This window comes from Paraburkholderia dinghuensis, from assembly GCF_003837865.1.
Taxonomy (GTDB): domain Bacteria; phylum Pseudomonadota; class Gammaproteobacteria; order Burkholderiales; family Burkholderiaceae; genus Paraburkholderia; species Paraburkholderia dinghuensis.
Window position 1 is genome coordinate 40,584 of record NZ_RQIS01000009.1, and the last position, 26,388, is coordinate 66,971.

The 26,388-nt window shown below is 66.4% G+C and carries 14 protein-coding genes; 5 read left to right on the forward strand and 9 right to left on the reverse strand.

The window, feature by feature from the left end; all coding sequences use genetic code 11:
• Positions 1–20: 20 nt before the first annotated feature.
• Positions 21–374, reverse strand: a complete 354-nt coding sequence (locus D1Y85_RS13635) for an FKBP-type peptidyl-prolyl cis-trans isomerase (RefSeq protein ID WP_124151598.1) — start codon at positions 372–374, stop codon at positions 21–23.
• A 185-nt stretch (positions 375–559) separates the two neighbouring features.
• On the opposite strand from D1Y85_RS13635, the gene D1Y85_RS13640 reads away from it, so the two are divergent.
• Together D1Y85_RS13640 and D1Y85_RS13645 are read left to right on the forward strand one after the other, a co-directional pair.
• Positions 560–1,321: a sensor histidine kinase gene (locus D1Y85_RS13640; RefSeq protein ID WP_124151599.1), complete on the forward strand. Its 762-nt coding sequence runs from the start codon at positions 560–562 to the stop codon at positions 1,319–1,321.
• A 157-nt stretch (positions 1,322–1,478) separates the two neighbouring features.
• Positions 1,479–2,831 carry a hemolysin family protein gene (locus D1Y85_RS13645; RefSeq protein WP_124151600.1) on the forward strand — a complete coding sequence of 451 codons (1,353 nt, stop codon included), beginning with the start codon at positions 1,479–1,481 and terminating at the stop codon, positions 2,829–2,831.
• A 25-nt stretch (positions 2,832–2,856) separates the two neighbouring features.
• Here D1Y85_RS13645 and treY read toward each other — a convergent pair whose 3' ends face one another.
• The 8 genes from treY to D1Y85_RS13685 form a co-directional block, all read right to left on the reverse strand.
• Positions 2,857–5,736 carry a malto-oligosyltrehalose synthase gene (gene treY, locus D1Y85_RS13650; protein WP_124151601.1) on the reverse strand — a complete coding sequence of 960 codons (2,880 nt, stop codon included), beginning with the start codon at positions 5,734–5,736 and terminating at the stop codon, positions 2,857–2,859.
• Positions 5,733–7,973 (reverse strand): 4-alpha-glucanotransferase, encoded by a 2,241-nt coding sequence (malQ, locus tag D1Y85_RS13655; RefSeq protein WP_124151602.1) that lies wholly within the window; start codon positions 7,971–7,973, stop codon positions 5,733–5,735. The genes treY and malQ overlap by 4 nt, the downstream gene beginning before the upstream one ends.
• Entirely contained in the window at positions 7,970–9,895 is a 1,926-nt protein-coding gene (treZ, locus tag D1Y85_RS13660; protein ID WP_124151603.1) for a malto-oligosyltrehalose trehalohydrolase, read from the reverse strand. The genes malQ and treZ overlap by 4 nt, the downstream gene beginning before the upstream one ends.
• Before the next feature lie 38 nt (positions 9,896–9,933).
• Positions 9,934–12,126 carry a glycogen debranching protein GlgX gene (gene glgX, locus D1Y85_RS13665; RefSeq protein WP_124151604.1) on the reverse strand — a complete coding sequence of 731 codons (2,193 nt, stop codon included), beginning with the start codon at positions 12,124–12,126 and terminating at the stop codon, positions 9,934–9,936.
• A 66-nt stretch (positions 12,127–12,192) separates the two neighbouring features.
• Entirely contained in the window at positions 12,193–14,409 is a 2,217-nt protein-coding gene (glgB, locus tag D1Y85_RS13670; protein WP_124151605.1) for a 1,4-alpha-glucan branching protein GlgB, read from the reverse strand.
• Entirely contained in the window at positions 14,402–17,863 is a 3,462-nt protein-coding gene (gene treS / locus D1Y85_RS13675; RefSeq protein WP_124151606.1) for a maltose alpha-D-glucosyltransferase, read from the reverse strand. The genes glgB and treS overlap by 8 nt, the downstream gene beginning before the upstream one ends.
• The gene (locus tag D1Y85_RS13680) at positions 17,860–21,363 is read right to left on the reverse strand and encodes an alpha-1,4-glucan--maltose-1-phosphate maltosyltransferase (protein WP_124151607.1); all 3,504 of its coding nucleotides are present in this window, start codon (positions 21,361–21,363) and stop codon (positions 17,860–17,862) included. Before D1Y85_RS13680 ends, treS begins: the two co-directional genes overlap by 4 nt.
• A 258-nt stretch (positions 21,364–21,621) precedes the next feature.
• Positions 21,622–22,278, reverse strand: coding sequence for a DUF1345 domain-containing protein (locus tag D1Y85_RS13685; protein ID WP_124151608.1), 657 nt, complete (start codon positions 22,276–22,278; stop codon positions 21,622–21,624).
• Between the two features lie 254 nt (positions 22,279–22,532).
• Between D1Y85_RS13685 and D1Y85_RS13690 the strand changes: the two genes are divergently transcribed.
• The 3 genes from D1Y85_RS13690 (at position 22,533) to D1Y85_RS13700 (ending at position 26,307) form a co-directional block, all read left to right on the forward strand.
• Positions 22,533–23,111 (forward strand): sugar dehydrogenase complex small subunit, encoded by a 579-nt coding sequence (locus D1Y85_RS13690; protein ID WP_124151609.1) that lies wholly within the window; start codon positions 22,533–22,535, stop codon positions 23,109–23,111.
• 148 nt (positions 23,112–23,259) lie between these two features.
• Complete coding sequence (locus D1Y85_RS13695) at positions 23,260–24,861, forward strand: GMC family oxidoreductase (RefSeq protein WP_124151610.1); 1,602 nt, start codon at positions 23,260–23,262, stop codon at positions 24,859–24,861.
• A 27-nt stretch (positions 24,862–24,888) separates the two neighbouring features.
• A complete protein-coding gene (locus tag D1Y85_RS13700; RefSeq protein ID WP_425466932.1) occupies positions 24,889–26,307 on the forward strand; it encodes a c-type cytochrome in 1,419 nt (472 codons plus the stop codon).
• Positions 26,308–26,388 lie beyond the last annotated feature (81 nt).

The window sequence follows — 26,388 nt, forward strand, 5'->3', positions numbered from 1 at the left end:
TGAGGCGAGCGCGCGAGGCCTTAGACGTCGAGCAGTTCCACTTCGAACACCAGCGTGGCGTTCGGTGGAATCACGCCGCCCGCGCCGCGTACGCCGTAGCCGAGTTGCGGCGGGATCGTGAGACGGCGCACGCCGCCCACTTTCATGCCCTGCACGCCTTCGTCCCAGCCCTTGATGACCATGCCGCCGCCCAGCACGAAGGCGAACGGATCGTTGCGGTCCTTGCTCGAATCGAACTTCTGGCCGTCCGTGAGCCAGCCGGTGTAGTGCACGCTGACGGTCTGGCCCGCACGCGCTTCGGCGCCGGTGCCTTCGGTCAGGTCCTCGTATTTGAGGCCGGATGCGGTGGTCACCGCCTTGTTCGCGTCAGACATGAAAGACTCCTGGATCGGAAGGAAAAAACGCTATTGTAGGGGTTTTGTACGGTCTGCACGCGGGCGAAGCGCGCCCAGTACGGGCGATTTAGCGTCTACCTATAATTGCCCACTGACCCGGCACGCCGGGTGCTAATCAGAAGTATCCGCAGAAATACCCGCCACGAGCGCAGAAGAGGACACCGATGGCGCCAACTCCCGATACAAGATCCGAACGCATTGCGCGGCTGTGCGCGGAGACCGCACTTTTCATGCGCGATCACGTGCTGTCGCGCGTGTCGCATGACCTGCGCAGTCCGCTCAACGCTATTCATAGCTGGGCATACGTGCTCGAACGCAAGATCGATGCCGTGGACGCGACAGCGCAGCGTGCGCTGGGCGGAATTCGCACAGGTGTCGAGCAGCAGGTGCAACTGCTCGAAGCCCTGGTCGACAAGACGCGTGTCGAGACGCGCACGCTGCGCATCGACCGTGCGCCATTCGCGCTCGACGCGTTGATCGACGAAGCGACAGACGACGTACGTGTGGCGCTCGCAGACGCGCGCGCCGTGACGTTGACCGTCCAGTGCACGCCGACGGGCGCCACGGTCGACGGCGACCGCGAACGGATCGTGCAGGCGCTCTGGCTCATGCTGATGTTTGCGGTGGAGTCGAGTGCGCACGACGGGGGCGCGACGCTCGACGTGAGCGCGACGGCCGCTTCGGCCCATTTCGACGTGAAGTGGACGGCTGCACCGCAGGCGCTGACCGACGAGGCGTTACCGCATCTGCTCGAACCGTTCGCGCGTGCGCAGGCGCGCGAACCGCTGGAAGTGGGGCGTGCGGCGTGGGTGCTGTCACTGTGCCAGCGCGTGGCCGAGGCGCACGGCGGCCACTTCGAACAGCAGCCGCTGACCGAAGGCGAGACCACGGCGCTCGTATTGACGCTGCCGCTCGCGCCCGCGTGACGCGCGAAGGCGCGCGTGACACGCAAACGCGTCATGCCCGCTCGTTCGCCGTGAGCGCATTCAGACGCGCCAGACAGCATGGGGTCGTCCGCGGTATTGCTTTCATCGGCCTTTCGCCGCTTATACTGACCGCTTCGCTTTACCGGAGCCTCCCGTCTTGATTCAGGTTTTTGCCCTCGTCGGCGCACTGTTGCTGGTCGCCCTCAACGGATTCTTCGTGGCCGCCGAATTCGGCCTCGTCAAACTACGGCAGACGCGCGTGCAGAGTCTCGCGACGAAGCACGGCCTGCGCGGCAGACTGCTCGCGAAGGTGCACGGCCAGCTCGACGCCTATCTCTCCGCGTGTCAGCTCGGCATTACGCTCGCGTCGCTCGGCCTCGGCTGGATCGGCGAGCCCGCCTTCGCGCAGTTGCTCGCGCCGCTGTTCGAACTGCTCGGGGTGCAGTCCGCGAGGCTGATTCACAGCATTTCGCTCGCGTTCGCGTTCACGGCGATCTCGTTCCTGCACATCGTCGTGGGGGAACTGGCGCCGAAGTCGCTCGCGATCCGTCAAGCCGAAAAGATTTCGCTGTGGACCGCCGCACCGCTCTACGGCTTTTACTGGGCCATGTACCCGGCGATCTGGACGCTCAACACGAGCGCGAACGCGGTGTTGCGCCTCGCGGGCCTTTCGTCCGACCACGGCTCCGATGCCCAGTATTCAACGGAAGAACTGAAGCTGATCCTGCGCCGCCGCCGCGCCGCCGCCGGAGCCGCCGTGCCCCAGCCCGCCGCCGCGAATGCGTACAGCGCGGACGAATGGAACACGCTCGCGCATTCGCTCGACTTCTCGCGCATGACCGTCTCCGATCTGATGCGGCCCGCGCGCGAGATGGTCGGCCTGCGGCGCGACCTGCCGCTGCACGAGAACATGCAGATCATCGCGCGGCACCGCTTCAGCCGCTATCCGCTCTTCGAGGACGCCACGGGCGAACGCATCGCGGGGCTCGTTCACCTGAAGGACGTGCTGCTCGCGCGCGAGGCCGGCCACGCGCTCGACGATCTCGGCAAGTTTGCGCGGCCCGTGCAGTACGTGCTGCCCGAAACACCCGCTCTCGTGCTGTTCCGGCGCTTTCGCAAGGGTGCGCCGCATTTCGCGCTGGTGGGGCGCAAGGGCGCGCGGCCCACTGGCTTTCTCACGCTCGACAACATGCTCGGCGCGCTGGTGGGCCAGATTCGCGACGAGTTCCATCAAGGCGGCACCGGCGGCTGGACGCGGATGGACGACGGCACGCTGATGGGCCGCGGGAGTTTGCCCGTGGTGTCGCTGGAGCAGATGCTTGGGATCGACATCGACGAAGGCCGCGCCGAATCGGTGGGCGGTCTCGTGATTCACGCGCTCAACGATTTGCCGTCCGAAGGCCAGCGCGTCTCGTTCGAGCACTTCGATATCGTCGTGAAGAAGATGAAAGGGCCGCGCATCGTGCTCGTGCGAATCTATCCGCAGGATCTCGAAGACGAAGGCGGCTGAGCGCCGGGCGCGGCCTTGATGGCCCTCATGCATGCGCTCGCGCGAGGTTCGACAGCACCGCGACCGGCATCGCCGCGAGCACGTCGCGCAGGGGCAGCGTGTTTTCGCCGTCCGCGGTCCTGACTGCATCGCTGAGCCAGTCGTGCCATTGCGGCACGTTCCAGCCGTTCGGCAACACGATCGCCGTATCGCCCCAACGCGCTGACGCGACGAGCGGCGCTTGCCCTTCGATGAGCGTTGCCGCCAGTCGCGTGCCGACAATCACGGCACAGGCATCACCTTGCCGACGTGCGAACGCGATGGCGTGTTGCGCGAGTGCGCCGCGCACTTCGAGCGGCAGATAGCTGCCTTCGCGCAGCAGTTCCGGCGAGCGCGAGCGCAGCGCGAGCAGCCGGCGAACGATGGCGAGTTTCACCTGCGCGTCGCGCCAGTGCGGCAGTTTTGCGGCGGGTGGCGCGTCATCGAGTGCCGCCGCGCGCAACGCGTGGTCGACCGGCCGCCGGTTATCCGGCTCGACGAGGCTGAAATCCCACAGTTCGGTGCCCTGGTACAGATCGGGCACGCCCGGCGATGTAAGGCGCAGCGTCGTCTGCAGCAACGCGTTGAGCGCGCCAGCAGGCGCGACGCGCGCGACGAAGCCAGCGAGCGCGTCCAGGAAGCCGTCGCGCCGTTGCGGCGCCAGGATATCGAACAAAAATGCCTGGCAGTCCGATTCATAAGATTCATCGGGGGCCAGCCAGTTCGTGCGCTGTTTCGCTTCCCGAAGTGCTTTCAGTTGCCATTGCGCGACCCGCTCGGCGAGCGCGCGAACACCCGCTTCGTCGCCGGGATCGAGATCGGTCGGCCAGCAGCCGACGAGTGTCTGATATAGCATCGCCTCGGCCATGGGGCCCGGCGCCCAGTCTCCTGCATTGACGGCGGCCACGACGTCGTTGCGGCGGTGCGGCTGGTTCAACGTCGACCATGCCCGCAATGCAGCACCCCATTCCGTGGGCAGCTCGCTCAATACAGCGAGGCGCGCGCGCGTATCCTCGCCACGTTTGTGGTCGTGTGTCGCGGTGGTGAGCAGCGCGTGGGGAAAGCGCCGCTGACGCTCCCGATTCGCCGCGTGAAAGTCATCGACGCTACGCGCGAAATCGTCGGGGTCGGAGCCCACTTCGTTGCGCGACAGCAGGCGGCCATAGCGGTAGTACGCCGTGTCTTCGGCGGCCTTCGCCGCTAGCGGCGCCGTGAGCTGCGAGAAGAGCGCCAGTGCCGTGCGCTGCGCGATGAGCGCGTGGCTGAGCGGCGCGTTGGGCGGGCCGTTTTGTACGCCGGTTTGTGCAGTGCTTTGCGCGTCACGCACCGCTCGCGTTGCCTTGTTGTTCGCGGCCTGCGCGTCGGCGTCCGGCGTCCGGCCACCTAGCCACGCATCGACCTGTTCCAGCACGGCGCGGCTTGCGCGCGGCAGGGCGCGCCGCGCGGCATCGCGTGCGATGTCGAAATAGCGGTTGTCGAGCGGCCCGCGCAGCCCATTCGCCGGATAGATGCGATACACCGGGAAGTGCAGGGCGAGCTGCGCCACGGTGCGATGCACGCTCGCGTAGGTGAAGTCGCGCGTGGCCGTCTGCTCGCGCGCAATGCGGTGCAGCGCGCGCGCTGCGTGGTCGAGTTCGGCGCACAGATACGCGGCCAGCACTTCGCGCCGCGCATCGAGCTGCACCTGAGCGAACGACGCCCGCGTTCCCGCGATGCCAGCCCATATCTCTGCAAGCGGCTCCGCGCCCGCCGGATCGTGCAGCAGCGCGCCCACGTCGTTCATGAAGTCGTAGCCGGTGGTGCCCTGCACGGGCCAGTCGTCTCGCAGCGCTTCGCCGTGCGCGAGAATCTTTTCGACGACGATATAGGGCAGCGCCGCGCGCAACGGCACGAGCCGCTGACGCAGGCGCTCGCAGTATTCGCGCGGATCGGCGAGTCCGTCGACATGATCGACGCGCACGCCGTCGATTACGCCATCGGCGTAAAGCCGAAACACGAGCTTGTGCACGGCCTCGAACACATCGTGCCGTTCGACGCGCACGCCCGCGAGTGCGCTCACGTCGAAAAAGCGCCGCCAGTTCACTTCGTCGGTCGCGGTGCGCCACCACGCCAGCCGGTAATGCTGGCGCTCGAGCAGCCGGTGCAGGCGCTCACGCGCGATCGGGTCCGCGCCCGCATACGCTTCAAGTACGAAGTCGATTGGAGCGGTGCCGTCGCGTTCGACGAAGGCGAGAAGTGCCTTGCGGGCGTCCGTGGCGCGCTGCTGGTCGTCGGGCTGCGTCGTAAGACCCTGGAATGGTGCCGCGAGCGCGTCGAGACCGGCACGGTTTGTCGATTGGAGCAGCGCCGCGTAGTCGGTCGGGCAGATCGGGCACGCGTGCGGACCATACGCGACGTAAAAGCGCGCGTCGCGCGCGTCGAACTTCAATTCGATGCGGCCCGCCGCGAGTTCTTCGCCATATTGCGCGTTGAGAAACGGCATCAGCACCTTGCCGCGCAGCGCGGGGTCGGGTGAGTGCCAGTCGACGTCGAAGTGTCGCGCGTAGGCGCTGTGTCGCCCCCATTCGAGAATGTCGCGCCACCAGGCGTTGTGCGCGCCGCCCACGCCCATGTGGTTCGGCACGATGTCGATGATGAGACCCATGCCGCGCTCGTGCAGTTTCGCGGCGAGTCTGCGCAGACCCGCTTCGCCACCGAGCTCCGCGCTCACCGTGCCGTAATCGACGGTGTCGTAACCGTGCGTCGATCCAGGCTGCGCCGTCGTGATCGGCGATGTGTACAGATGACTCACGCCGAGCGCCACGAAATAGTCGAGCTGCGCGAGCGCGTCGTCGAATGTGAAGCCCTGATGCAGCTGCAGTCGCAGCGTCGCGCGGGGAATGGTCATGGCGTCGGCGCTGCGGGGGGAACAGCGGGTGGCACAGCAGGAGTCACGGCGCGCGCGCCGGGTTCGGATGGCTCGCCCACCGCGGGCCCCTGCGTGGCGGCAACGCGCGCGCGCGTGACGACATCGATACGGGCCGCAAACGCCGGATCGGCGTAGAGCGCATCGACGGGCAGCGGCAGGCGCTGGCGCCAGTTCGGGTGTTCGTCGATCGAGCCCGGCAGATTGGGTTGCTCCACGAGCGCGAGCAAGTCTTCGAGCGGACACATCACGAGCGGGCTCGCACTCGCTGCGACGTAGCCAAGCGCGCCTTCCACAGGCGCATGATTGCGTGGCGGTTCCGCGGCGTTGCGCGGCGCACAGCCGTTTTGCTGCAGCGCGTGCCACAGCGCCGTGCGTTCGACCGCGCGCTGCGCGTGTTCGAGCGCGACGGGATCGCGTTTGTCCGCGCGCGGCAGAGTCTGGCCGATGCGATTGCGCCAGTCGATATCGATCCCTTGCCACCAGCCCGCGATGGTGGGCAGATCGTGCGTCGACGTCGTCGCGATACCGTGCGTGTCCCAGTGCCGCGGCGCGAGGAATGCGTCGCCTTCGCGCTCGAACCACAGCACGCGGATGCCGTAGAGTCCGTGCCGCGCGAGCCGTTCGCGCAGGCCGGGTGGCACGACGCCGAGATCCTCGCCGATCACGATCGCGCGATGGCGCCACGATTCGAGCGCGATGAGCCGCACGAGGTCCTCGAACGGATAGCGCAGATACGCGCCGTGCCTCGCGCTTTCGCCTTCTGGCACGAGCCACAGCCGTCGCAGGCCGAGAATATGGTCGATGCGCACGCCGCCCGAATGCGCGAACGCGGCGCGCAGCATGTCGATGAACGCGCGAAAGCCGTTGTTGTGCATCGCACGCGGCGAGAACGTAGTGAGGCCCCAGCTTTGGCCGGCCTGGTTGAAGATGTCGGGCGGCGCGCCCACCGACACTCGCTGCAGCATGTCGTTCGGCAGCGCCCACGCATGGCTGCCCGCGCCGTCGCAGCCCACCGCGAGATCGGTGACGAGACCGATCGACATACCCGTTTCGCGCGCGTCGCGTTGCGCGCGCGCGAGGCCTTTGGCCGCGAGCCATTGCAGGAATCGATGGAAATCCACTTCGTGACGGTGTTCCGCTGCGAAGGCTTCGACGTCGGGGCTGCGCGGGTCGCGCAGGCCGGTGGGCCAGTCGCGCCAGTGACGCTGACCGTCTGGACTGCAAAGTATCTGAGCCTGCAGCGCCTCGAAGCGCGCGTGATCTTCGAGCGATTCGCCACCGTGCGCGCAGAACGCTTCGAACGCGGCAGCACGCGGCGAACCACTTGCACGTTCGTCCTTGTCGAAGCGCTCGAACAGTGTGCGCAGAATCTGTAGCTTGAGCGGAACGACGCGCTTCCAGTCGATCAGCGGCAGCGATTCGAGTTCGTCCCAGGCGGCTTCGGCGTGAACGGCGGCGATCGCTTCGCGGGCCGCCTGCGCACCGAACATCGCAGCCGGATCAATATGCGCGACATTCAGCCAGAGCCGCGACGACGGCGAATACGGGCTGAAGTGACCCGCTTGCGCGCTGAACATGGCATGCGTCGGACTGACTGCGAGCGCCTGCGCGCCATGCTTCGCGCTGTGTGCGGCGAGTGTCGCGAGCGCGGTGTAATCGCCGATGCCGCCGTCGCCCTTGCGGCGCAGCCCGTAGAGTTGCGCCGCGACGCCCCACAGCGCGCTCACGCGCGCGTGCTCGCCGTGGGTGGCGCGCCATGCGTCGGCGACGGTATGGCAGCGCGGCGGCGCGACGGCGAGCGTCAGTTGATGCTCGTTCACCGTGAGCGTGTGATAGCCCGGCTCGGTGAGAGGCGCGAGCAGTGCGGGGGCGCCTTTGGGCGCGGTAAAGCGCCCCTCGATGTGCTCGCCGCTTTCGAGGTCGATGCGATAGCGGGCGCCCGCACGTACCGCGGCGACGGGCAGCGCAATCGCGCTTTCGCACTCGGCGGTGATGAGCGGCGGCAGGTGCCGCACCGAGCGCTCCGCGTTGACCATCGCCGCGCTCTGACGCAACTGCGTGGCGCTATTGCACGGTAGTCCCGCGCATTCGAGCAGCGCTGCAAGCGTGTTGTCCGCCACGCGCTGCATGTTGCCGTGGGCATCGATCCATTCCACCTCGAAGCCCACGCGTTCGGCGAGGCTCGCGACCGTTTCCGTGCGGCGCGCCGTGCTCATGCTTGCGGCTCCACGCGATGGACGACGCGCGCGTCATGATGGATCGCGTAGTCGGGTACATCGCCGGTCAGCCACGCAACGCACGATCGCGCCGGCAGCACACCGTTGTCGATGCGATCGCGCGCGCGGGCAGGCGTTTCGAAGACCACCATCCCGTCGGGCTCGTGATTGAGCGGCACGCCTTCGCGGCCGAGATTGAGCGCGAGCGTGAGGATCGCGCCATCGTCGAGACGCCACCGCGCGACGAGCGCCGCGAGATCGTTGCCGGTGTCGTCGGCGAGGACGGTCGCACCGAGCGCGTTCGCGCGGCGCAGGCGCGGCGTCAGGAGACGCGCGCGCACCGCAAGCGCCGATTTGTAGAAGTGCATCCATTCGAGCCTGTCGCCGTCCTGGCGCGTGTCGAGCGGCGGCGACGAGTTCGCGAACGTCCTCACATCGTTGGGATCGGGAATCCGTTCGCGTCGCGCCGGATCGCTGAACGCGCTGAACGCTGCGAACTCGCGCCGGCGTCCTTCGCGCACCGCATCCGCGAGATCGCCCGTGTAAGCGGTGAAGTACTGGAACGGCTGCGTCGAGCCGTACTCCTCGTCCATGAACAGCAGCGGAATTTGCGGCGTGAGAAGCTGGAGCGCCGTCGCGGCGCGCAACGCGTCGTCGTCGTCGCAGAGCTTGCGCAGCCGCTCGCCGAATGCGCGGTTGCCGATCTGGTCGTGATTCTGCAGGAACACCACGAATGCACTCGTCGGCAGATGCGCGCTCGGTTCGCCGCGCGGTTGCCCGGCGTGCGCGGGCGACGCTTCCCCCTGGTACGCGAAGCCTTCGGCAAGCACGCGCGCGAGCTTGCGGATCGGATGCGCTGCATAGGAACGGTAGTAGCCCTCGTTTTCACCCGTCAGCAGGACGTGCAACGCGTGATGGGCGTCGTCGTTCCATTGGGCGTCGAAGTGCGTCTCCAGCAGATTCGCCGCGTTGCGGTCGTTCTCCAGCACGAGATGAACGTGACGGCCGGTCTCGATGCGCGCATGCACATGATCGGAAAGTTCGCGCAACCAGGGCGCGTTGCCGATGGCGTGCGCGGCATCGATGCGCAGGCCGTCGAAGCGGTATTCGGTGAGCCAGTACAGCGCGTTGTCGCAGAAGAAGTCTCGCACTTCGAAGCGATCGAAGTCGGGCGCGACGCCCCACGGCGTTTTCACGTCATGGCGGAAGAACGGCTTCGCATACTCGCCGAGCCAGTTCCCGTCCGGGCCGAAATGGTTGTAAACCACGTCGATGAACACTTGCAGGCCGAGTCCGTGCGCCGTGTCGATGAGCCCTTTGAGTTCGTCGGGCGTGCCGTAAGCCGCGTGCGGGGCGTACAGCAGCACACCGTCGTAGCCCCAGCCGCGCTCGCCCGGATAGTCGTTCAGCGGCATCAGTTCGATTGCCGTCACGCCGAGTTCGGCCAGCGCGGGCAGGCGTGCGCTCACGCCGCCATAGCCGCCCAGCGCGCCCACATGCAGTTCGTAAATCACCGTCTCTTCCCACGGCCGCCCCATCCAGTGCGCGTGCTGCCACGCATAGGCGCGTGGATCCAGCACGGCGCTTGGACCGTGCACGCCCTGCGGCTGGAAACGCGAGGCAGGGTCGGGAACCTCCTGCCCGCCGTCGATGCGGTAGCGATAGAGCGTGCCCGGCCCGCACGGCGCCTGCGCCTCGAACCAGCCGTTCCCGGTGGGTGTCATGTCGAGCGGCGCGAAAGGCGCGCCACCATCGCCAGCATCGGATGCGGTCTCGAACACCACTTGCACGGCCTGGCACGACGGCGCCCAGAAACGAAAGCGCGTTTGCGGCTTCCCGCGCGCCGCGCCACTCAATTGCGCGCCGAACGGCAGGCAATGCATATAGCGGCGGGCATGCGGATCGTGCATTGGCGAGGACATGGCGGATTCCAGTGGTTTCCCGTGCCGATGAGCGCCGGTCAGTAAGGGACGATGCGCGCGCTCGGCGGCATCCCTGGATCAGACGGCGACGGTGTTGCATCGCCTCGCGGCCCGGCCTCGTGCACGCTTTCGCGCGTGGGCCGCGCGCACAGCACCACGAGCGCATGCGCTGCCACCTTGAACGTGATGCAGGGCAACGCGCGCGGCGAGGCGTCGGGATGCGCGCTGTCGAGCAGCACGTCCCACTGCATGCGCGGCTTCGGCACCGCAAAAGTGATGTCGTCCGGCGAAGCGTTCAGCATCATTAACAATACTTCTATTTCGCCATCGAGGCCGGGGCCGGCGCGCCGCAACGCGAACGCGCGCGCTTCGGGGTTTTGCCACACTTCGGGCGACAGCCATTCGCCGCGTTCATCGAACCACTCGACGTCGCGGATATCCGGCAGCATTTCGTGCTCGCCGTACAGGAAACGTGTTTCGCGCAGCAACGGATGATCATGCCGCAGCGCGATCGCGCGCGCGGCGAATGCCGTCATCGTTTCGCCCTGCGGCGAGGCGGCCAGGGTCCAGTCATTCCACGTAATCTCGTTGTCCTGGCAGTACGCGTTGTTGTTGCCGCGCTGCGTGCGGCAGGCTTCGTCACCGGCGAGCAGCATCGGCGTGCCGAGCGCGATGAAGAGCGTCGCAAGCATCGAGCGTGCCACGCGCGCGCGCGTCTCGTTGATCGCCGGGTCGTCGGTCGGGCCTTCGACGCCCCAGTTCGCGCTGCAGTTCTCGTTGTGGCCGTCGCGGTTCTCTTCGCCGTTGGCCTCGTTATGTTTGCGTTCGTAGGTGACGACGTCGGCGAGCGTGAAGCCGTCGTGCGCCGCGATGAAATTGATCGTCGCCCACGGGCGCCGCCTGCGTTTGTCGAACAGATCCGCTGATCCGGTGAGCCGCGCGGCAAGTTCGGCGCGCTGACCGGGGTCGCCGCGCCAGAAGCGGCGCACGCTGTCGCGAAAGCGGTCGTTCCATTCGGAGAACCCCGGCGGATGATGGCCCAGCTGATAGCCACCCGGCCCCACGTCCCAGGGCTCGGAGATCAGCTTGCACGACGCGAGTACCGGGTCCTGGCGCAACACGTCGAAAAAGCCGCCGTTCGGATCGAAGCCCGAGGCCTCGCGCCCGAGCGTTACACCGAGGTCGAAGCGGAAACCGTCGATACGGTACGAAGTGGCCCAGTAGCGCAGCGAGTCGACCACCATTTGCAGCACGCGCGGATGCGAGAGATTCACCGTGTTGCCGACGCCCGTGTCGTTGATGTAGTGGCGCGCGTCGCCGGGCACGAGGCGATAGTAGCTGGCGTTGTCGAGCCCGCGCCACGAGATCGTGGGGCCCGTTTCGCCGCCTTCACAGGTGTGGTTGTAGACGACGTCGAGGAAGACTTCGATGCCCGCCGCGTGCAGTTGGCGCACAGCGATGCGCATCATGTCGGGGTCGTAGCGGCCGAGGTACGAGGGCTCAGGCGCGAAGAATGCCGCAGTGTTGTAGCCCCAGTAGTTGCGCAGGCCGCGCTCGACGAGAAAGCGCTCATTGACGAACGCATGCACGGGCAGCAGCTCGACGGCGGTGACGCCGAGTCTCTGGAGGTGCTCGACGAAACGCGGTGTGGCGAGCGCGGCGAAGGTGCCGTGCGTGTGCGGGCGCGGGTCGTCGCGCAGGATCGAGATGCCGCGCAGATGCGTTTCGTAGATCACGGTCTTGTCCCACGGCACGTTGGGACGCACGTCATGCGACCAGTCGAAGCTTTCCGACACGACCATCGCCTTCGGCATGGCCGGCGCCGAATCGCGCCGCTCGATCGAGAGGTCGCCGCGGGAGGAGTGGGCGCGAAAGCCGTAGAGCGTGTCGGACCAGCGGAACCGGCCGACGAGCCGGCGCGCGTAGGGATCGAGCAGCAGCTTGAATGGATTGAAGCGATGGCCCGCGTGCGGCTGATACGGACCGTGCGCGCGCAAGCCGTAAACCGTGCCCGGATGCGCGCCGGGCAGATAGCCGTGCCAGACTTCATCGGTGCATTCAGGCAGCGTGTAGCGCGCGTATTCTTTGCGTCCGGTTCGATCGAAGAGGCACAGCTCGATACGCCAGGCATTGGCGGAGAACACCGCGAAATTCGTGCCGAGCCCGTCCCACGTCGCACCGAGCGGACCGGGCGACCCCGGTAAGAGTTGGTCGGGCATGCCGTTAGCCATGGCGATGCTCCTTGTGTTGTTCTTCGTCGTGCATCGGAGTCCTGATGTTTTATGTTCTCGTCCACGCTATCGCCGCAGGCGGAAGTAAAGCGTGCCGAGCGGTGGCAGAACGAGCGACGCCGACTGCGGCTTGCCGTGGCTCGCCACCGGCTCCGTCGAGATCAGGCCGCCGTTGCCCATGTTCGACCCGCCGTAGACCGACGCATCCGTGTTCAGCACTTCCTCCCACTGGCCTGGCTGCGGCATGCCGATGCGGTATCCGTGGCGCGGCACCGGCGTGAAATTGCAGATCGCCACCATCTCGCGGCCCGCGCCGTCCACGCGGCGCCATGCGAGGACGCTGTTTTCGGCATCGTCCCCGACGAGCCATTCGAAGCCGGCAGGCTCGGCGTCGAGCGTGTAAAGCGCGGGCTCGGCGGCATAGAGGTGGTTGAGGTCGCTCACGAGCTTCTGCACGCCGTGATGCAGCGGGTCGTCGAGCAGGCTCCACTGCGGCGTGCCGTCGTGGTCGAACTCGGCCAGTTGCCCGAACTCGCCGCCCATGAAGAGCAGCTTCTTGCCCGGATGCGCCCACATGAAGCCGAAGTACGCGCGCAGATTGGCGAAGCGCTGCCACCGGTCGCCGGGCATCTTGCCGAGCAGCGAGCCCTTGCCGTGCACGACTTCGTCGTGCGAGAGCGGCAGCATGAAACGCTCGGACCACGCGTAGACCAGCGCGAACGTCATCTGGTGATGGTGATAGCGGCGATGGATCGGGTCTTCCTGCATGTAGTGCAGCGTGTCGTGCATCCAGCCCATGTTCCATTTGAACTGGAAGCCGAGGCCGCCGTCCTCGATGCGTGCGGTGACGCCGGGCCACGCGGTCGATTCCTCCGCGACGGTCATCACGCCGGGGCGTTGCGGCACGTACTGCGTTTCGTGGTTCAGACGCTTGAGGAACGCAATCGATTCGAGGTTTTCGCGGCCGCCGTAGATGTTCGGTATCCAGTCGCCCGCGCTGCGCGAATAGTCGCGGTAGAGCATGGAGGCGACGGCGTCCACGCGCAGGCCGTCGATGTGATAGCGCAGGAGCCACGCGAGCGCCGACGCGATCAGAAAAGCACTTACCTCGCGACGGCCGAGGTTGTAGATCATCGTGTTCCAGTCGGGGTGATAGCCCTCGCGAGGGTCCACGTGTTCGTAAAGGGCGGTGCCGTCGAAATCGATGAGGCCGTGCGCGTCGTTGGGGAAATGCGCGGGCACCCAGTCGAGGATCACGCCAAGTCCTGCCGCGTGCGCGCGATCGACGAAGGCCGCGAAGTCGAGCGACGATCCAAGGCGCGCGGTGGGCGCGAACTGCGAAACCGGCTGATAGCCCCACGATCCACTGAACGGATACTCCGCCACCGGCATCAATTCGAGGTGCGTGAAGCCCATGCCCTGTGCGTAGGGGATCAGGCGATCGGCGAGCGTGGACCAGTCGCGGATGGGGGCGTCGGCGTCCTGCGCCGGCAGCCATGAGGGCGCATGAACCTCATAGACCGCCATCGCACTGCGCGCGCCCTGTTTTTCCCCGCGTGTCTGCAGCCAGTCGTGGTCGTGCCACGCGTAGTGGTCGATCGCGTCGACGTCCGCCACGATGGACGCCGTGGCGGGAGGGCATTCGGCCTGCAGCGCGCAGGGGTCCGCCTTTTGCGGCAGCACGTCGCCGCGTGCGCCGAGGATTTCGTACTTGTAGCGCGCGAGCGCTGCCACGCGCGGAATGAACAGCTCCCACACGCCGGCTTCGTGACGCAGCCGCATGGGATGGCGGCGGCCATCCCATGCGTTGAAGTCGCCCACGACAGAGACGCGCCGCGCATTCGGCGCCCACACGGCGAAGCGCACGCCGGGCACGCCGTCGCAGATGAGCGGTCGCGCGCCGAGGCATTCGAGCACGGCATATGGGTCGCCGTTCGCGAGCCGGTGCAGCGGTTCCTCGTGTAGTTGCGGGCCGAATGAATAGGTATCCTCTATTTCCTGGGTCACACCTTGCCAGTCGATGTCGAGGCGATACGGCGCCGAAGCGGTGAGCGGCCCGGCGAAGAGCCCCGCCGGATGAATGCGCGTGAGTTCGCCGAGCGCGTGCGCACCCTCGCGCGTCACCACTTGCACACGCGACGCGTTGGGCAGCCACGCACGCACATACGGCGTGCCGTTGATCTCGTGCGGGCCGAGCAGCGCGAACGGATCGGCATGCCGCGCGCCGACGAGCGCGTGGATGTCCTGTTGCGTGAGGCCTGCGTCCGGCGCGTGTTCAGCCATGAGTGCCTCCTGCCGGGGGCGTGCCGGATGTGCCGGGCGCGCCCGTGGAGCCGAGCACGCGTCCCGCGATCGCCGCGAGCCCACGTACCGGTAGCGCGAGCCACGTCGGCCGGTTGGCGGCTTCGTAGCGGATTTCGTAGGCGGCCTTTTCGATCAGGAACAGGTCGAGCAGATCCTGTTCGTGCGAGGCGCTCACGAGCGCGTACGGCGCGTCGGCGACGGCGGCGCGATAGTGGCTGAGGAACGCTTCGGCAGCGTAGCCGCGAAAGCGCTCGAACAGCGTGCGCTTGCGATCGGCGGTTTGCTGCGGGGCGCTTTCGGTCGTCGATTGCGCGGCTGCCGCAGCATAAGAAAGCGAACGCAGGAGACCCGCCACGTCGCGCAACGGGCAAGCCTTCGCGCGGCGATACTCGAGCGTCCGGGCAGGCTCGCCCTCGAAGTCGATCAGATATGCGTCGCCCTGGGAGAGCAGCACCTGGCCCAGATGGAAATCGCCATGAATGCGGATACGCCACGCCGAGACGTCGGGCGGCACGCGATGCTCGACGGCCGCAATCAGCGCATCGCGGCGCGCGAGCAGGCCGAGCGCGAGTTCGCGGGCGTCGTCGTCGAGTGGATGCAGGTCGGTCGCGGTCTGCCGTGCGAGGATGTCGAGCGCTTCGGTCAGCATCGCCTTCGTATCGGCGATCCAGCCGCGCACGTCGGCACGGGTCGCTTCTTCCGGCGCGAAGGCCTTATCGTCGGTTTGCGTGGCGAGCGCTGCATGCAATTCGCCGAGCCGTTTGCCGATCGCGCCGATCACCGTGCAATAACCCTGCTCCGCTTCTTCTTCCTGGGCACGATCGGCAGCGGCTTCGTCGTCGCCGCCGGAGTGCGCCAGTTCGTCGGTCATGCGCCGCAGGTAGTCGAGCGCCCAATCCCACGCGTTGCCCTGGTTGTCGACATAACCCTGCAGGATCGCGAGCGTGTGCGGGACGCCTTGCGGATCGACGCGCACCACTTCGCCGACGAGCGGCGCCGTGTTCGCGTAGCCGAGCTTCGTCAGATAGCGGCTCATTTCCACTTCGGGATGCACACCCGGCATGAGCCGGCGCACGAGCTTGAGCACGAGCATGTCGGCAATCACAAGCGAACTGTTGCTCTGCTCCGCGGCGAGCCAGCGAATTTCGGGTGTTTCGCCTGGATCGAGGGTTTCGAGGCGTGCCGTGGGCAGGAAGTGAATCACGCTCTGCTGAACCGTGGGCACCGCCGCATGTTCGCGCAGCTTGCGCAGCACGCCGTGGGCGAACCATGGCAGCGAGAACGCGTCGGTGAGGTAGCCGACGTTGCGTCCGCGGCGCACGCGCGAAAGTGCGAGCTGGATATGCAGCGGCGTCGTTGTTTCGGTACCCCAACTAATGGCGATCGGGAGCACGTAGCGCGCGCTCGTGCCGTCCCTGAACTCGGCTTCGACTTCCGTGAAGGCGAAGCCGGCGCCCTGGATCGTCGTGAGCGCGGCGAGGCGCACGCCCTTGAGCGACCGGTCCTTCGATGCGAACCAGCGTCGCCGCGACAGCCATGACGGCAGCACTTCCGATTCGAGCAGCCGCACGTTCTCCGGCGTGGGGCCCAATTGTCCTTCGCGGATCACGACGGTGACGAACTCGGGCAATTGTTCGGACGTGGGCTGGCTCCATGCGGGACGCTGGGTGCCCGGACACAGGAGGAACCACAGAAAGCCGTAAGGCGGGAACGTGAGCAGATACGGCAACTGGCCGATGGGCGGGAACACCGAGTCGGCCGTCATTTCGACGGGCGACGTGCCGATGTAGTCGGAAAGATCGAGTTCGACGGCCTGCGGCGCACGCGAGAGATTCGCGACGCACAGGATCGCCGGTTCGCCCGGCATTTCGCGCAGGTACGCGAGGATCTTGCGGTTCTCGGGGCGCAGAAAGCGGATCGTGCCGCGCCCGAAAGTCTGTTTCCCGCGACGCGTGGAGAGCATGCGGCGCGTCCAGTTGAGCAGCGAGTGCGGATCGCGGTTCTGCGCTTCGACATTGATGGCGTCGTAACCGTAGAGCGAGCCCATGAGCGGCGGCAGCACGAGTTGTTCGGGATCGGCGCGCGAGAAGCCGCCATTGCGGTCCGACGACCATTGCATCGGGGTGCGCACGCCGTCGCGGTCGCCGAGATGGATGTTGTCGCCCATGCCGAGTTCGTCGCCGTAGTAGATCACGGGCGTGCCGGGCATCGACAACAAGAGCGAGTTGATGAGTTCGATGCGGCGGCGGTCGCGCTCCATGAGCGGCGCGAGACGGCGGCGTATGCCGAGGTTCAGGCGCGCGCGCCGGTCGCTCGCATACGTGTTCCAGAGGTAGTCGCGCTCGGAGTCGGTGACCATTTCGAGCGTCAGTTCGTCGTGATTGCGCAGGAATACCGCCCACTGGCAACTGGGCGGCAGATCCGGCGTCTGCTTCATGATGTCGATGATCGGGAAGCGGTCCTCGCTCGCAATCGCCATGTAGAGGCGCGGCATCAGCGGGAAGTGGAACGCCATGTGGCATTCGTCTTCGTTGCCGAAGTATTCCTGCACATCCTCGGGCCATTGGTTCGCTTCGGCGAGCAGCATGCGGTTCGGGTAGTGCGTGTCGATAGCTTTGCGGATCTGTTTGAGGATCTCGTGCGTCTCGGGCAAATTCTCGTTGTTCGTGCCTTCACGTTCGACGAGATAGGGCACGGCATCGAGGCGCAGCCCGTCGATCCCCATGTCGAGCCAGAAGCGCATGATCTGCAGCACTTCGCGCAGCACGGCGGGATTGTCGAAGTTCAGGTCGGGCTGGTGAGAGTAGAAGCGATGCCAGTAGTACGCGCCCGCGACGGGATCGTGGGTCCAGTTCGACGGCTCCGTATCGATGAAGATGATGCGCGTGCCGGCGTATTTCGCGTCGGTGTCGGACCACACGTAGTAGTTGCGATGATTCGAGCCCGGCCTCGACCGGCGCGCGCGCTGGAACCACGGGTGCTGATCGGACGTGTGGTTGATGACGAGTTCGGTGATCACGCGGATACCGCGTGCATGCGCTTCCTGGATGAAGCGGCGCACGTCCGCGAGCTGGCCGTAGTCGGGGTGGACGTTGCGGTAGTCGGCGATGTCGTAGCCGTCGTCGCGGCGCGGCGACGGGTAGAACGGCAGCAGCCAGATCGCGGTGACGCCCAGTCCTGCGATGTAGTCGAGCTTGGCGAGCAGGCCCGGAAAATCGCCTACGCCGTCGTTGTTCGCGTCGTAGAACGATTTCACGTGCACCTGGTAGATCACGGCGTCCTTGTACCAGAGCGGATCGTCGGAGAGGAACGACGGCTTGCCGCGCCGCTGCGTCGCGGCAAGCCCACCAGCTTCGCCAGGCTCGCCGGGTGCCGTGGAGTCGTGCGTGACTTCGCGTGCGGACGGTGCGTGAGTGGGGGAATCGCGTTTCATGTCGCACCTGCGAGCGGGAAATCCGTGTCCAGTTCGGGGTGGCCCGCGACGTGCGCGTCGGGCGATTCGGGGAGCGGCTCGTCGCGCGGCAGGCCGCGTGCGGGCTCGATGCGCCAGATCGCAAAGGGCCGCGTGTGCGGATCGAGGTGCAGATGCTGCCAGCGGCCGTGCCATTCGAAGCGCTGGCCCGTCAATTCGTCGGTGACGGCGAGCGTTGCACCATCGTCGATCCGCCAATGGTGGAACGTGTGCCACGACAGCTCGAAATCGGCGCGCTGTTCGCCGTAGGGATCGAGGCTGATTGCGACGACTATGACGTTGTCGCGTGCGGGCGTGGCCTTTTCGAAGCAGAGAATCTGATCGTTGTGCGCGTCGAGGAATGTGACGCCGAGATGCGTCTGCAGTGCCGGATTCGCGCGGCGGATGCGATTGAGCGCGGTGATTTCGCCGACGATGTGGCCATGGCGGTTCCAGTCCCATGCGCGCAACTGATATTTTTCGGAGTCCATATATTCTTCGCTGTCAGGCAGTGCTCGGCCCTCGCAAAGTTCGAAACCGCAGTAGACGCCCCACACGCCGGAAAGTGTCGCGGCAAGCGCGGCACGGATCATGAAACTTGCGCGCGCGCCCGTTTGAAGATGGCGCGGATTGATATCCGGTGTGTTGACGAAGAAGTTCGGGCGGTAGAAGTCGCGTACCGCCGTCTGGGTGAGTTCGGTGAGGTATTCGGTGAAATCGCGCTTCGACTCGCGCCAGGTGAAATACGTGTACGACTGCGAGAAGCCGAGTTTCGCGAGCCGATACATGAGGCGCGGCCGCGTGAAGGCTTCGGAGAGGAAGACCACGTCGGGATGGCGCGCGCGCACGTCAGCAATCATCCATTCCCAGAACGGCAGCGGCTTCGTATGCGGGTTGTCGACACGGAAAATACGCACCCCCGCATCGACCCAGAACAGGATCGCGTCGCGCAGCGCGAGCCACAGGCCCGGCTTCGAATCGTGCGCGTAGAACTCGGGATTGACGATGTCCTGGTACTTCTTCGGCGGATTTTCCGCGTAACGCAGCGTGCCGTCGGGACGCCACGCGAACCAGCCCGGATGCGCCTGCAGCCACGGGTGATCGGGAGAGCATTGGACGGCGAAATCGAGTGCGATTTCCAGGCCGTGCTCGTGCGCGGCGGCCAGCATGCGGCGGAAATCGTCGAGCGTGCCGAGTTGCGGGTGTATCGCCGTGTGTCCGCCAGCGGCCGCGCCGATCGCATACGGGCTGCCGACATCGGTTGGTCCCGCCGTGAGCGTGTTGTTGCGGCCCTTGCGGTTGGCAAGGCCGATCGGGTGGATCGGCGGGAAGTACAGCACGTCGAAGCCCATGTCGCGAATGCGCGGCAGCTTCGCGATGACGTCGTCGAAGGTGCCGTGGCGCGCTTCGTCGTCGCTCATGGAACGCGGGAAGATTTCGTACCAGCTCGCGAAACGCGCGGCGCGGCGTTCGGCATCGACGCGGCGCACGTGAGCGTCGCGCGAGAGGAATGGCCGATGACGCGCGGCGCGCACAGCGGCGGCCGTCGCGGGGGCCGCGAGCAGGGCGCAGCGCGTGTCCGTGTCCGCGCCGATGAAACGCTTCACGATCGCGTCGAGTGACGCGTTCAACGCGGTGTCACCGCCGTTCGCTTCATCCGGTGTGTCGGAGGTTTCGGCCGTCGCCAGCACGAGCGCGAGAAGACGGCTCGCTTCTTCCATCTCCAGATCGACGTTCTGGTTCACCGCGCGCTTCTTTTGAACGTGATCGACCAGCGAAGCGAAGTCGTCGCGCCACGCGACGACGACGAATTCGTGGCGCCCGATGCGATCGAGCGGGAAGTGTCCGCTCCACATGTCGGTGCCAGGCGGCAGCACGGGTGCCATCGGCGACTCGTGCCACGCGGTTTCGTCGGCGGCGCGCCACAGCACCGCCGCGTCGATGCGGTCGTGGCCATCGGCGAAGATCGCCGCGCACACGTCGACACGCTCGCCCACGATGCGCTTCGCCACGAAGCGGCCTTCGTCGACCGAAGGCGTCACGCTTTCGATGGCGATGCGCGGGGCGAGGAGCGCATCGGCCACGGTCTTGTGACCGCTCGTGCGGCCCTTGGCGATGTCCTCGCGAGGCGCGAGCAAGACCGCCGGCGCTGCGAGCGCGCGGAACATCCAGCACGCGCCCCCGGGCAGCGCGAAATGGTCCGGCACCGCGCTGGCGTCGCGCGCGGGCGCGCCGTGCGCGCCGCGTAATGTTTCGGCGTCGAGCGGTGAAAAGCGCGTGAAGCCGCCGGGCACGGCGTCGAGCAGATGCGCCATGTTCACGCGCACGGGTGCGGCGAGCGCGGGGTTGATGAGCGTGAGCACGGCATCTTCGGCGTCGCGCAGGTCCGCGCGGTCACCACGCAACAGCGCGACAACGGGCGCGCCCGGTCCGTTCATCGCGCGCAGTTCGCCATTGCACTGCAAGACCCACGTCTCGCGCTGCAACGCGTTGGCGTGCGCAATGTCGGCGGAGAGATCGAACGGTGCACGCGCCCTGGCCGCTTCGAAGTCCGCCGGGGCGCCGCCCGCGTGCTCGACGGATTCGGCCACGCCGTATTCGAAGCCCATCGGCACGAGCCATCCCGTGCCGAGTGCGGCGGCCGCGCGCAACATGCGCCGGTACGCGCGCTCGATCGCGCGCGCATCGGCGGCGCCCTCCTGGTCGTGTATGAAGCGCTTGCCGTAGGGCGCCTCGGGAAACGCCACTGGCGAGCCCACGCGACGCAGTACGTCGTGCTCCTCGAGCATCCAGCTCGACGCAAAGTCCCACCAGCGCAGCGACGTGAATGCCGCATCGAATCCCGCGCCTTCCAGCCCGGCGATGGCCGGGCGCGCGAGCCCGGGTGTCGCGGCGAGCCAGCGTGCGTCGCGATGGCGTTCGCGGACGACATCGAAGATGCCGCGCAGGACGTTCGCTGGCGTGCGATGTGGCGACTCGATACGAAAGCCGCCGAGCCCCGACTGCACCAGTTCGATCATGCGCTGCGACCACCACGCGGCGAGCGGCGCGCCCGCGCGCTCGAAGTCGGCGTAGGCGACATGCGCGTCGCTATGGCCGTGGCGCGGATCGAGCCGCGCATCTTCCGGCTCGAACGGATGAAACCATTCGCGATGCGCAGCGTAGAGCACGCCGTCGGCGGCGGCGCGGTCGAGCGTGAGATCGGCGAGCAGCGTGATGCCACGTTCGCGTGCGGATTGCGCGAGCGTGCGCAACGCAACGTCTGCGGATTGTGACGTTTCGAAGGCGGGATTCAGACGCGCATGATCGGCGACGATGCGGCCGTCGCCTGAAACGCCCGGCGCGAACAACGCACCGATCAGCACATGATCGAAACCGAGGGACGCCGCGTGCGCGAAGACGGCTGGCCACGCGTCGAGCGGACCGACATGGACGGAATGGACGAAGTAGATCCGCGGCGCATAGGCTTGAGGCGCTTCCATCGGTCGTCTTCCAGATACGTCGGGCAAGTGGATGCGGGCTTGCTGCGATCACGTTGCCCGGAAAGTGCCGGAGCGTGCCGCGCTGCGCTCGTGGCGGCGCGTCCTGTTCAATGTAGTGCAGAAGCAGGCCGGAACCAAACTGCGAACGCAGCCAGGCGTCTTGCGGGCAGGTTCAGCAAGGGCCATGCCCGAAGTTGGGGCGAGGACCGTCGCGATGGACGCGACCTGGAAGGTTTGCGGCGGGGAACGGTGGCGGGGTCAGTTTCCAACCATGCTCGCGGCGATGTTCACGCACAGGCCGAGCACGGCGACGTTGAAATAGAACGAGAGGACGGATTGTGCGAGGACGCTGCGTCGCGCGCTGCGTCCTCGCATGCCGATGTCGGCGGTCTGCGACGCAACGGCGATCGTGAACGAGAAGTACAGGAAGTCCCAGTAGTTGGGCGTGAGGTCGCGATCGGGGAAGACGAGCGCGGGCGCGCCCGGTTCGGAGTCGTAGTAAACGCGTGCGTAGTGCAACGTAAAGATGGTCGGAATCAGGAACCACGCGCCGACCAGCGTGAGGCCCGTGATGACCGAATGCAGCACCTTGGATGCGATGCCGAGGTCCTTCGTCGTGCCGAGTTCGAGCACGATGGCGACGATGCTCGCAACAGCCGCCACGCAGATCACGAACAGGACCGTGACCGCGTTTTCGTCGTCGCGCTGCGCGTGGCTGCGCACGCCTTCTTCGGTGGTGAAGGCCATGTGAAACCAGATGAGGACGAGATACACCCAGACCGCGGCGTCCCAGCCGAGCAGGACGCGCGCGGTAGGCGTGAGCCGGGCCGGCGACAGCAGGGCGACCAGAAGGCCGGCGGCGAGGCCGAGCATCATGTGTGGACGGTTGCGAAGCACCTGCGGGATGAGGTTCATGTCGTCGGAATCTGAAGCGTGGGCGGGGTGGCGGCGATTTTACCGCGCGCATCCGGTGATGCGGAGCGATATGTCCTGCTGTGTGGCTCGTCGGATCAGGAAAGGCTATATTGCTTGCGCGGCGGGCCATCGTCGCCTTTCACCCCGGAAAGGTGGCCCGCGTTCTGCAACACGATCGCAAACTTCATTCGCATCGCCCCGGACCCGGCGCGCCATCCCGTTGCCGGTTTGCATGAAACTCGTCTGGAGTACGCATGACAAATGTGATGCAGGACGGGATGCTTCAATCATCGGGCGCGCGGCCCGGCCGCCGGCAGTTCGTGATCGGCGCCTGCGCGGCTGCCGCAGTGCTTGCTTTCGCCGTGGCCGGTCGCTCCGGTTCGCCGCTGGGCTTCGGTCGCGTTCTTGCGGCGACGCCTGCCGATAGTGGCTACGACGCGTTTCTCGTGCTCTCGCAGCGCCTCACTGGACGCTCGACTTTCGACCAGCCGCTCGGCCAGCGCGTCTATGTGGCACTCGCGCGCGCGAACAGTCAGTTCGGGCAGAACGTCGGCGCACTCAATAGCTGGCTCCAGAACCACGGCGGCGTCCCATCGGACACCGTGACAGAAGCGCTCAAGAGCGACCAGCCGGAGCTTGCGACGACGGTCGGCAACATCATGCGCGCGTGGTATCTCGGTCTCGTGGGCGACTCGCCCCACGTTCAGGTGGTGGCCTACGAAAAAGCGCTGATGTTCGACCCGGTCAGCGACGTGCTGACCGTTCCGTCGTATTGCCGCGACGTACCGTTCTATTGGACGAAAAAGCCCGGCATCGGTCAGGCGCCGGCGTAGTTCGGCTGCTGACGCAAGACCACGCGTGTGAAGTCTCCCGCACAGCGGCTGACGTCGTGTCCCTGCGACGCGGCGCCAGTGCGCCAGCATCACAAGTCATCAAGCCGCGCACGGTCCCTGCGATGAAAGCCAGAACAAGAGGACGACAATGGCGATAGAAAATTCTGCCGACGTAGTCGTGGTCGGCTCGGGTGTGGCGGGCAGTCTGGTCGCGCATCAGATGGCCGAGGCGGGCGCTTCAGTGATTCTGCTCGAAGCGGGTCCGCGGCTTGCGCGCTGGCAGATCGTCGAGAACTTCCGCAACTCGCCCGCGAAGGCCGACTTCGCGACACCGTATCCTTCGGCCCCCTACGCGCCGCATCCGGAGTATTCGCCGCCCAACGACTATCTGGTCCAGAAGGGCGAGTACCCGTACAACTCGCAATATCTGCGGCTCGTGGGTGGCACGACGTGGCACTGGGCCGCCGCCGCGTGGCGTCTTCTGCCTTCCGACTTTCGCCTGAAAACGCAGTACGGCGTCGGCCGTGACTGGCCGTATCCCTACGAGACGCTGGAGCCGTGGTATCAGCTTGCCGAGGTCGAACTGGGCGTGTCCGGGCCCAACGCGCCATACGATCTCGGCTCGCCACGCTCGCAGCCTTACCCGATGGCCATGCTGCCGCTCTCGTACATGGACCAGCGCTTTTCGGACGTGCTCAATGCGAACGGCTTTCACGTCGTTCCCGAACCGGTCGCGCGCAACAGCCGTCCCTACGATGCGCGTCCCACCTGCTGCGGCAACAACAACTGCATGCCGATCTGCCCGATCGCAGCGATGTACAGCGGCGTGATCCACGCCGACAAGGCGGAGCGCGCGGGCGCGAAGCTCGTCCCGCAGGCGGTGGTCTATCGCATCGAGGCGAATAGCAACGGGCAGATCACCGCCGTCCACTGCAAGAGCCCCGATGGCAACAGTACGCGCGTGACAGGCAAGATTTTCGTGCTTGCCGCGAATGGCATCGAAACGCCCAAGCTCATGCTGATATCGACGAGCGATGCGTTCCCGCGTGGCATCGGCAACCGTTCCGATCAGGTGGGACGCAACCTGATGGATCACCCGGGCACGGGCGTCACGTTCCTCGCCAACGAGCCGTTGTGGCCCGGACGCGGTCCGATGGAAATGACGTCGGTGGTGAACTTCCGCGATGGTGCGTTCCGTTCCGAATACGCGTCGAAGAAGCTGCATCTCTCGAACGGCGTGAACACGATGGCCGTCGCCGCCGCGCTCATCAAGAACGGCCTGACCGGCGCCGAACTCGACAGGCAGATCCGCGAGCGCGCGTCGCGCACGCTCACCATCAACAGCTTCCATGAGCATCTTCCCGAGCCGCAGAATCGCGTGCTGCCCTCAGGCGAGCACAAGGACGCGCTCGGCATTGCGCAGCCCGAGATCCACTACTCGATCAACGATTACGTGAAAAAGAGCGCGGCCAACACGCACGATCTGTACGCGCAAATTGCGCAGCTTTTTGGCGGCACTGAAGTTGCGTTCGACGACACGTTCGCGCCGAACAACCACATCATGGGCACGACGATCATGGGGACGAGCGCCGCGGACTCGGTCGTCGACGCCGACTGCCGCACCCACGATCACTCGAACCTGTTCATCGCGAGCAGCGCGGTGATGCCGAGCGCGGCATCGGTGAACTGCACGCTGACGATTGCGGCGTTGTCGCTGAAGCTTGCCAACAAGCTGCGGCACGAGCTGTGACGCGCAACGGCCGGCCGGAGACAGACGATGAGCGAACGAAAGGCCCCGCGCATACGTACCGATGCGCCAGCCCGCGCGAAGCCCATGCGCAGCACGCGTGCGGCGTTTTCGACGATCTTCTTCTGCGCGTTCGCGCTTTATATCGCCTGGCATGCGTCCCACCACAGCCCGTCTGGTCCGCTCGATGAACTGCCGCTGCCTGCGGCGCACGGCGATGAGTCGAACGCAGGGGCCGCTGCCACGGAGGCGAACGCGCCGGAACTCGTGAAGCGCGGCCAATATCTCGCGCGCCTCGGCGACTGCGCGGCGTGTCACACGTCCGACAAAAGCCGCCCATTTGCGGGCGGTCGTGCGATTCCGACGCCCTTCGGCGCGATCTACTCGCCGAACATCACACCCGATCCCGACACGGGCATCGGCCAGTGGACCGATGCCGACTTCGTGCGTGCGATGCATGAGGGCATCGGCAAGGGCGGGCAGCGGCTCTATCCTGCGTTTCCGTACGTCGCGTTCACGCGCGTCACCGAGCGCGACGTGCTCGCGATCCGCGCCTACCTGAACACGGTCGCGCCGGTCCACTACAAGCCGCCGCCCAACGAACTGCGCTTCCCGTTCAACTGGCGCTGGCTGATGATCGCCTGGAACCTTTTCAACTTCGACGAAGGGCGCTTCGTGCCCGATCCGCAGAAAAGTGCCGAATTCAACCGCGGCGCGTATCTGGTCGAAGGACTCGCGCATTGCGAGGAGTGCCACACACCGCGCAACTTCATGCAAGGTTTGCGCAAGAACGAGCGGTTCGCGGGCGCGACGCAGGCTGGTTGGCAGGCGTACAACATCACGCCGGACCCCTTGAGCGGCATCGGGGGCTGGAGCGACGCTGCGCTCCGCGCCTATCTCGTGACGGGCGCCGCGGACGGCCACGGCAGCGCGGCTGGCCCGATGGCCGAAGTCGTGCAGAACTCGACGCAATATCTCACCGACGTAGACGTGCGTTCGATCACGACCTATCTGCGTGTGCAGCGGCCGATCCGGGGTGGCGTGACGCGTGCGCGCGACACATGGGGCCAGCCCGTCGCCGACGACGTGACGACGCTGCGCGGCACGTCGATCACGAGCGTGAACGGTGCGCAGCTTTTCGTCGCGAACTGCGCGAGCTGCCACAACTGGACAGGCGCGGGAGTGGGCGCGAGTGCGCCGGGCGCGTATCCGTCGCTGGTTCATAACAGCGTGGTGGGGGCCGCGAGCCCGAATAACCTGGCGATGGTGATTCTGCACGGCGTCACGCGCAACACGTTGCAGGCCGATGTACTGATGCCCGCGTTCGACAGCGAACTGACCAACGATCAGATCGCGGCGATCTCGAACTACGTGACGAAACAATTCGGCGATCCGCATGCGACGATCACGCCTGACCAGGTCGGCGCGCTGCGTGCCGCACAGCAGTAAGGTTGCTGAAATAAGCCGCGAACGCTCGTGCGGCGAGAGCGGCGCGTCGCGCATACGGGAGTCGCGTGCCGGACTATTATG

Coding starts and splice junctions, on each gene's coding strand:
- D1Y85_RS13635 (WP_124151598.1), bottom strand. CDS start 374: ATGTCTGACGCGAACAAGGCGGTGACCACCGCATCCGGCCTCAAATAC.
- D1Y85_RS13640 (WP_124151599.1), top strand. CDS start 560: ATGGCGCCAACTCCCGATACAAGATCCGAACGCATTGCGCGGCTGTGC.
- treY (WP_124151601.1), bottom strand. CDS start 5,736: ATGACCATTCCCCGCGCGACGCTGCGACTGCAGCTGCATCAGGGCTTC.
- malQ (WP_124151602.1), bottom strand. CDS start 7,973: ATGAGCACGGCGCGCCGCACGGAAACGGTCGCGAGCCTCGCCGAACGC.
- treZ (WP_124151603.1), bottom strand. CDS start 9,895: ATGTCCTCGCCAATGCACGATCCGCATGCCCGCCGCTATATGCATTGC.
- glgX (WP_124151604.1), bottom strand. CDS start 12,126: ATGGCTAACGGCATGCCCGACCAACTCTTACCGGGGTCGCCCGGTCCG.
- glgB (WP_124151605.1), bottom strand. CDS start 14,409: ATGGCTGAACACGCGCCGGACGCAGGCCTCACGCAACAGGACATCCAC.
- treS (WP_124151606.1), bottom strand. CDS start 17,863: ATGAAACGCGATTCCCCCACTCACGCACCGTCCGCACGCGAAGTCACG.
- D1Y85_RS13680 (WP_124151607.1), bottom strand. CDS start 21,363: ATGGAAGCGCCTCAAGCCTATGCGCCGCGGATCTACTTCGTCCATTCC.
- D1Y85_RS13685 (WP_124151608.1), bottom strand. CDS start 22,278: ATGAACCTCATCCCGCAGGTGCTTCGCAACCGTCCACACATGATGCTC.
- D1Y85_RS13690 (WP_124151609.1), top strand. CDS start 22,533: ATGACAAATGTGATGCAGGACGGGATGCTTCAATCATCGGGCGCGCGG.
- D1Y85_RS13695 (WP_124151610.1), top strand. CDS start 23,260: ATGGCGATAGAAAATTCTGCCGACGTAGTCGTGGTCGGCTCGGGTGTG.
- D1Y85_RS13700 (WP_425466932.1), top strand. CDS start 24,889: ATGAGCGAACGAAAGGCCCCGCGCATACGTACCGATGCGCCAGCCCGC.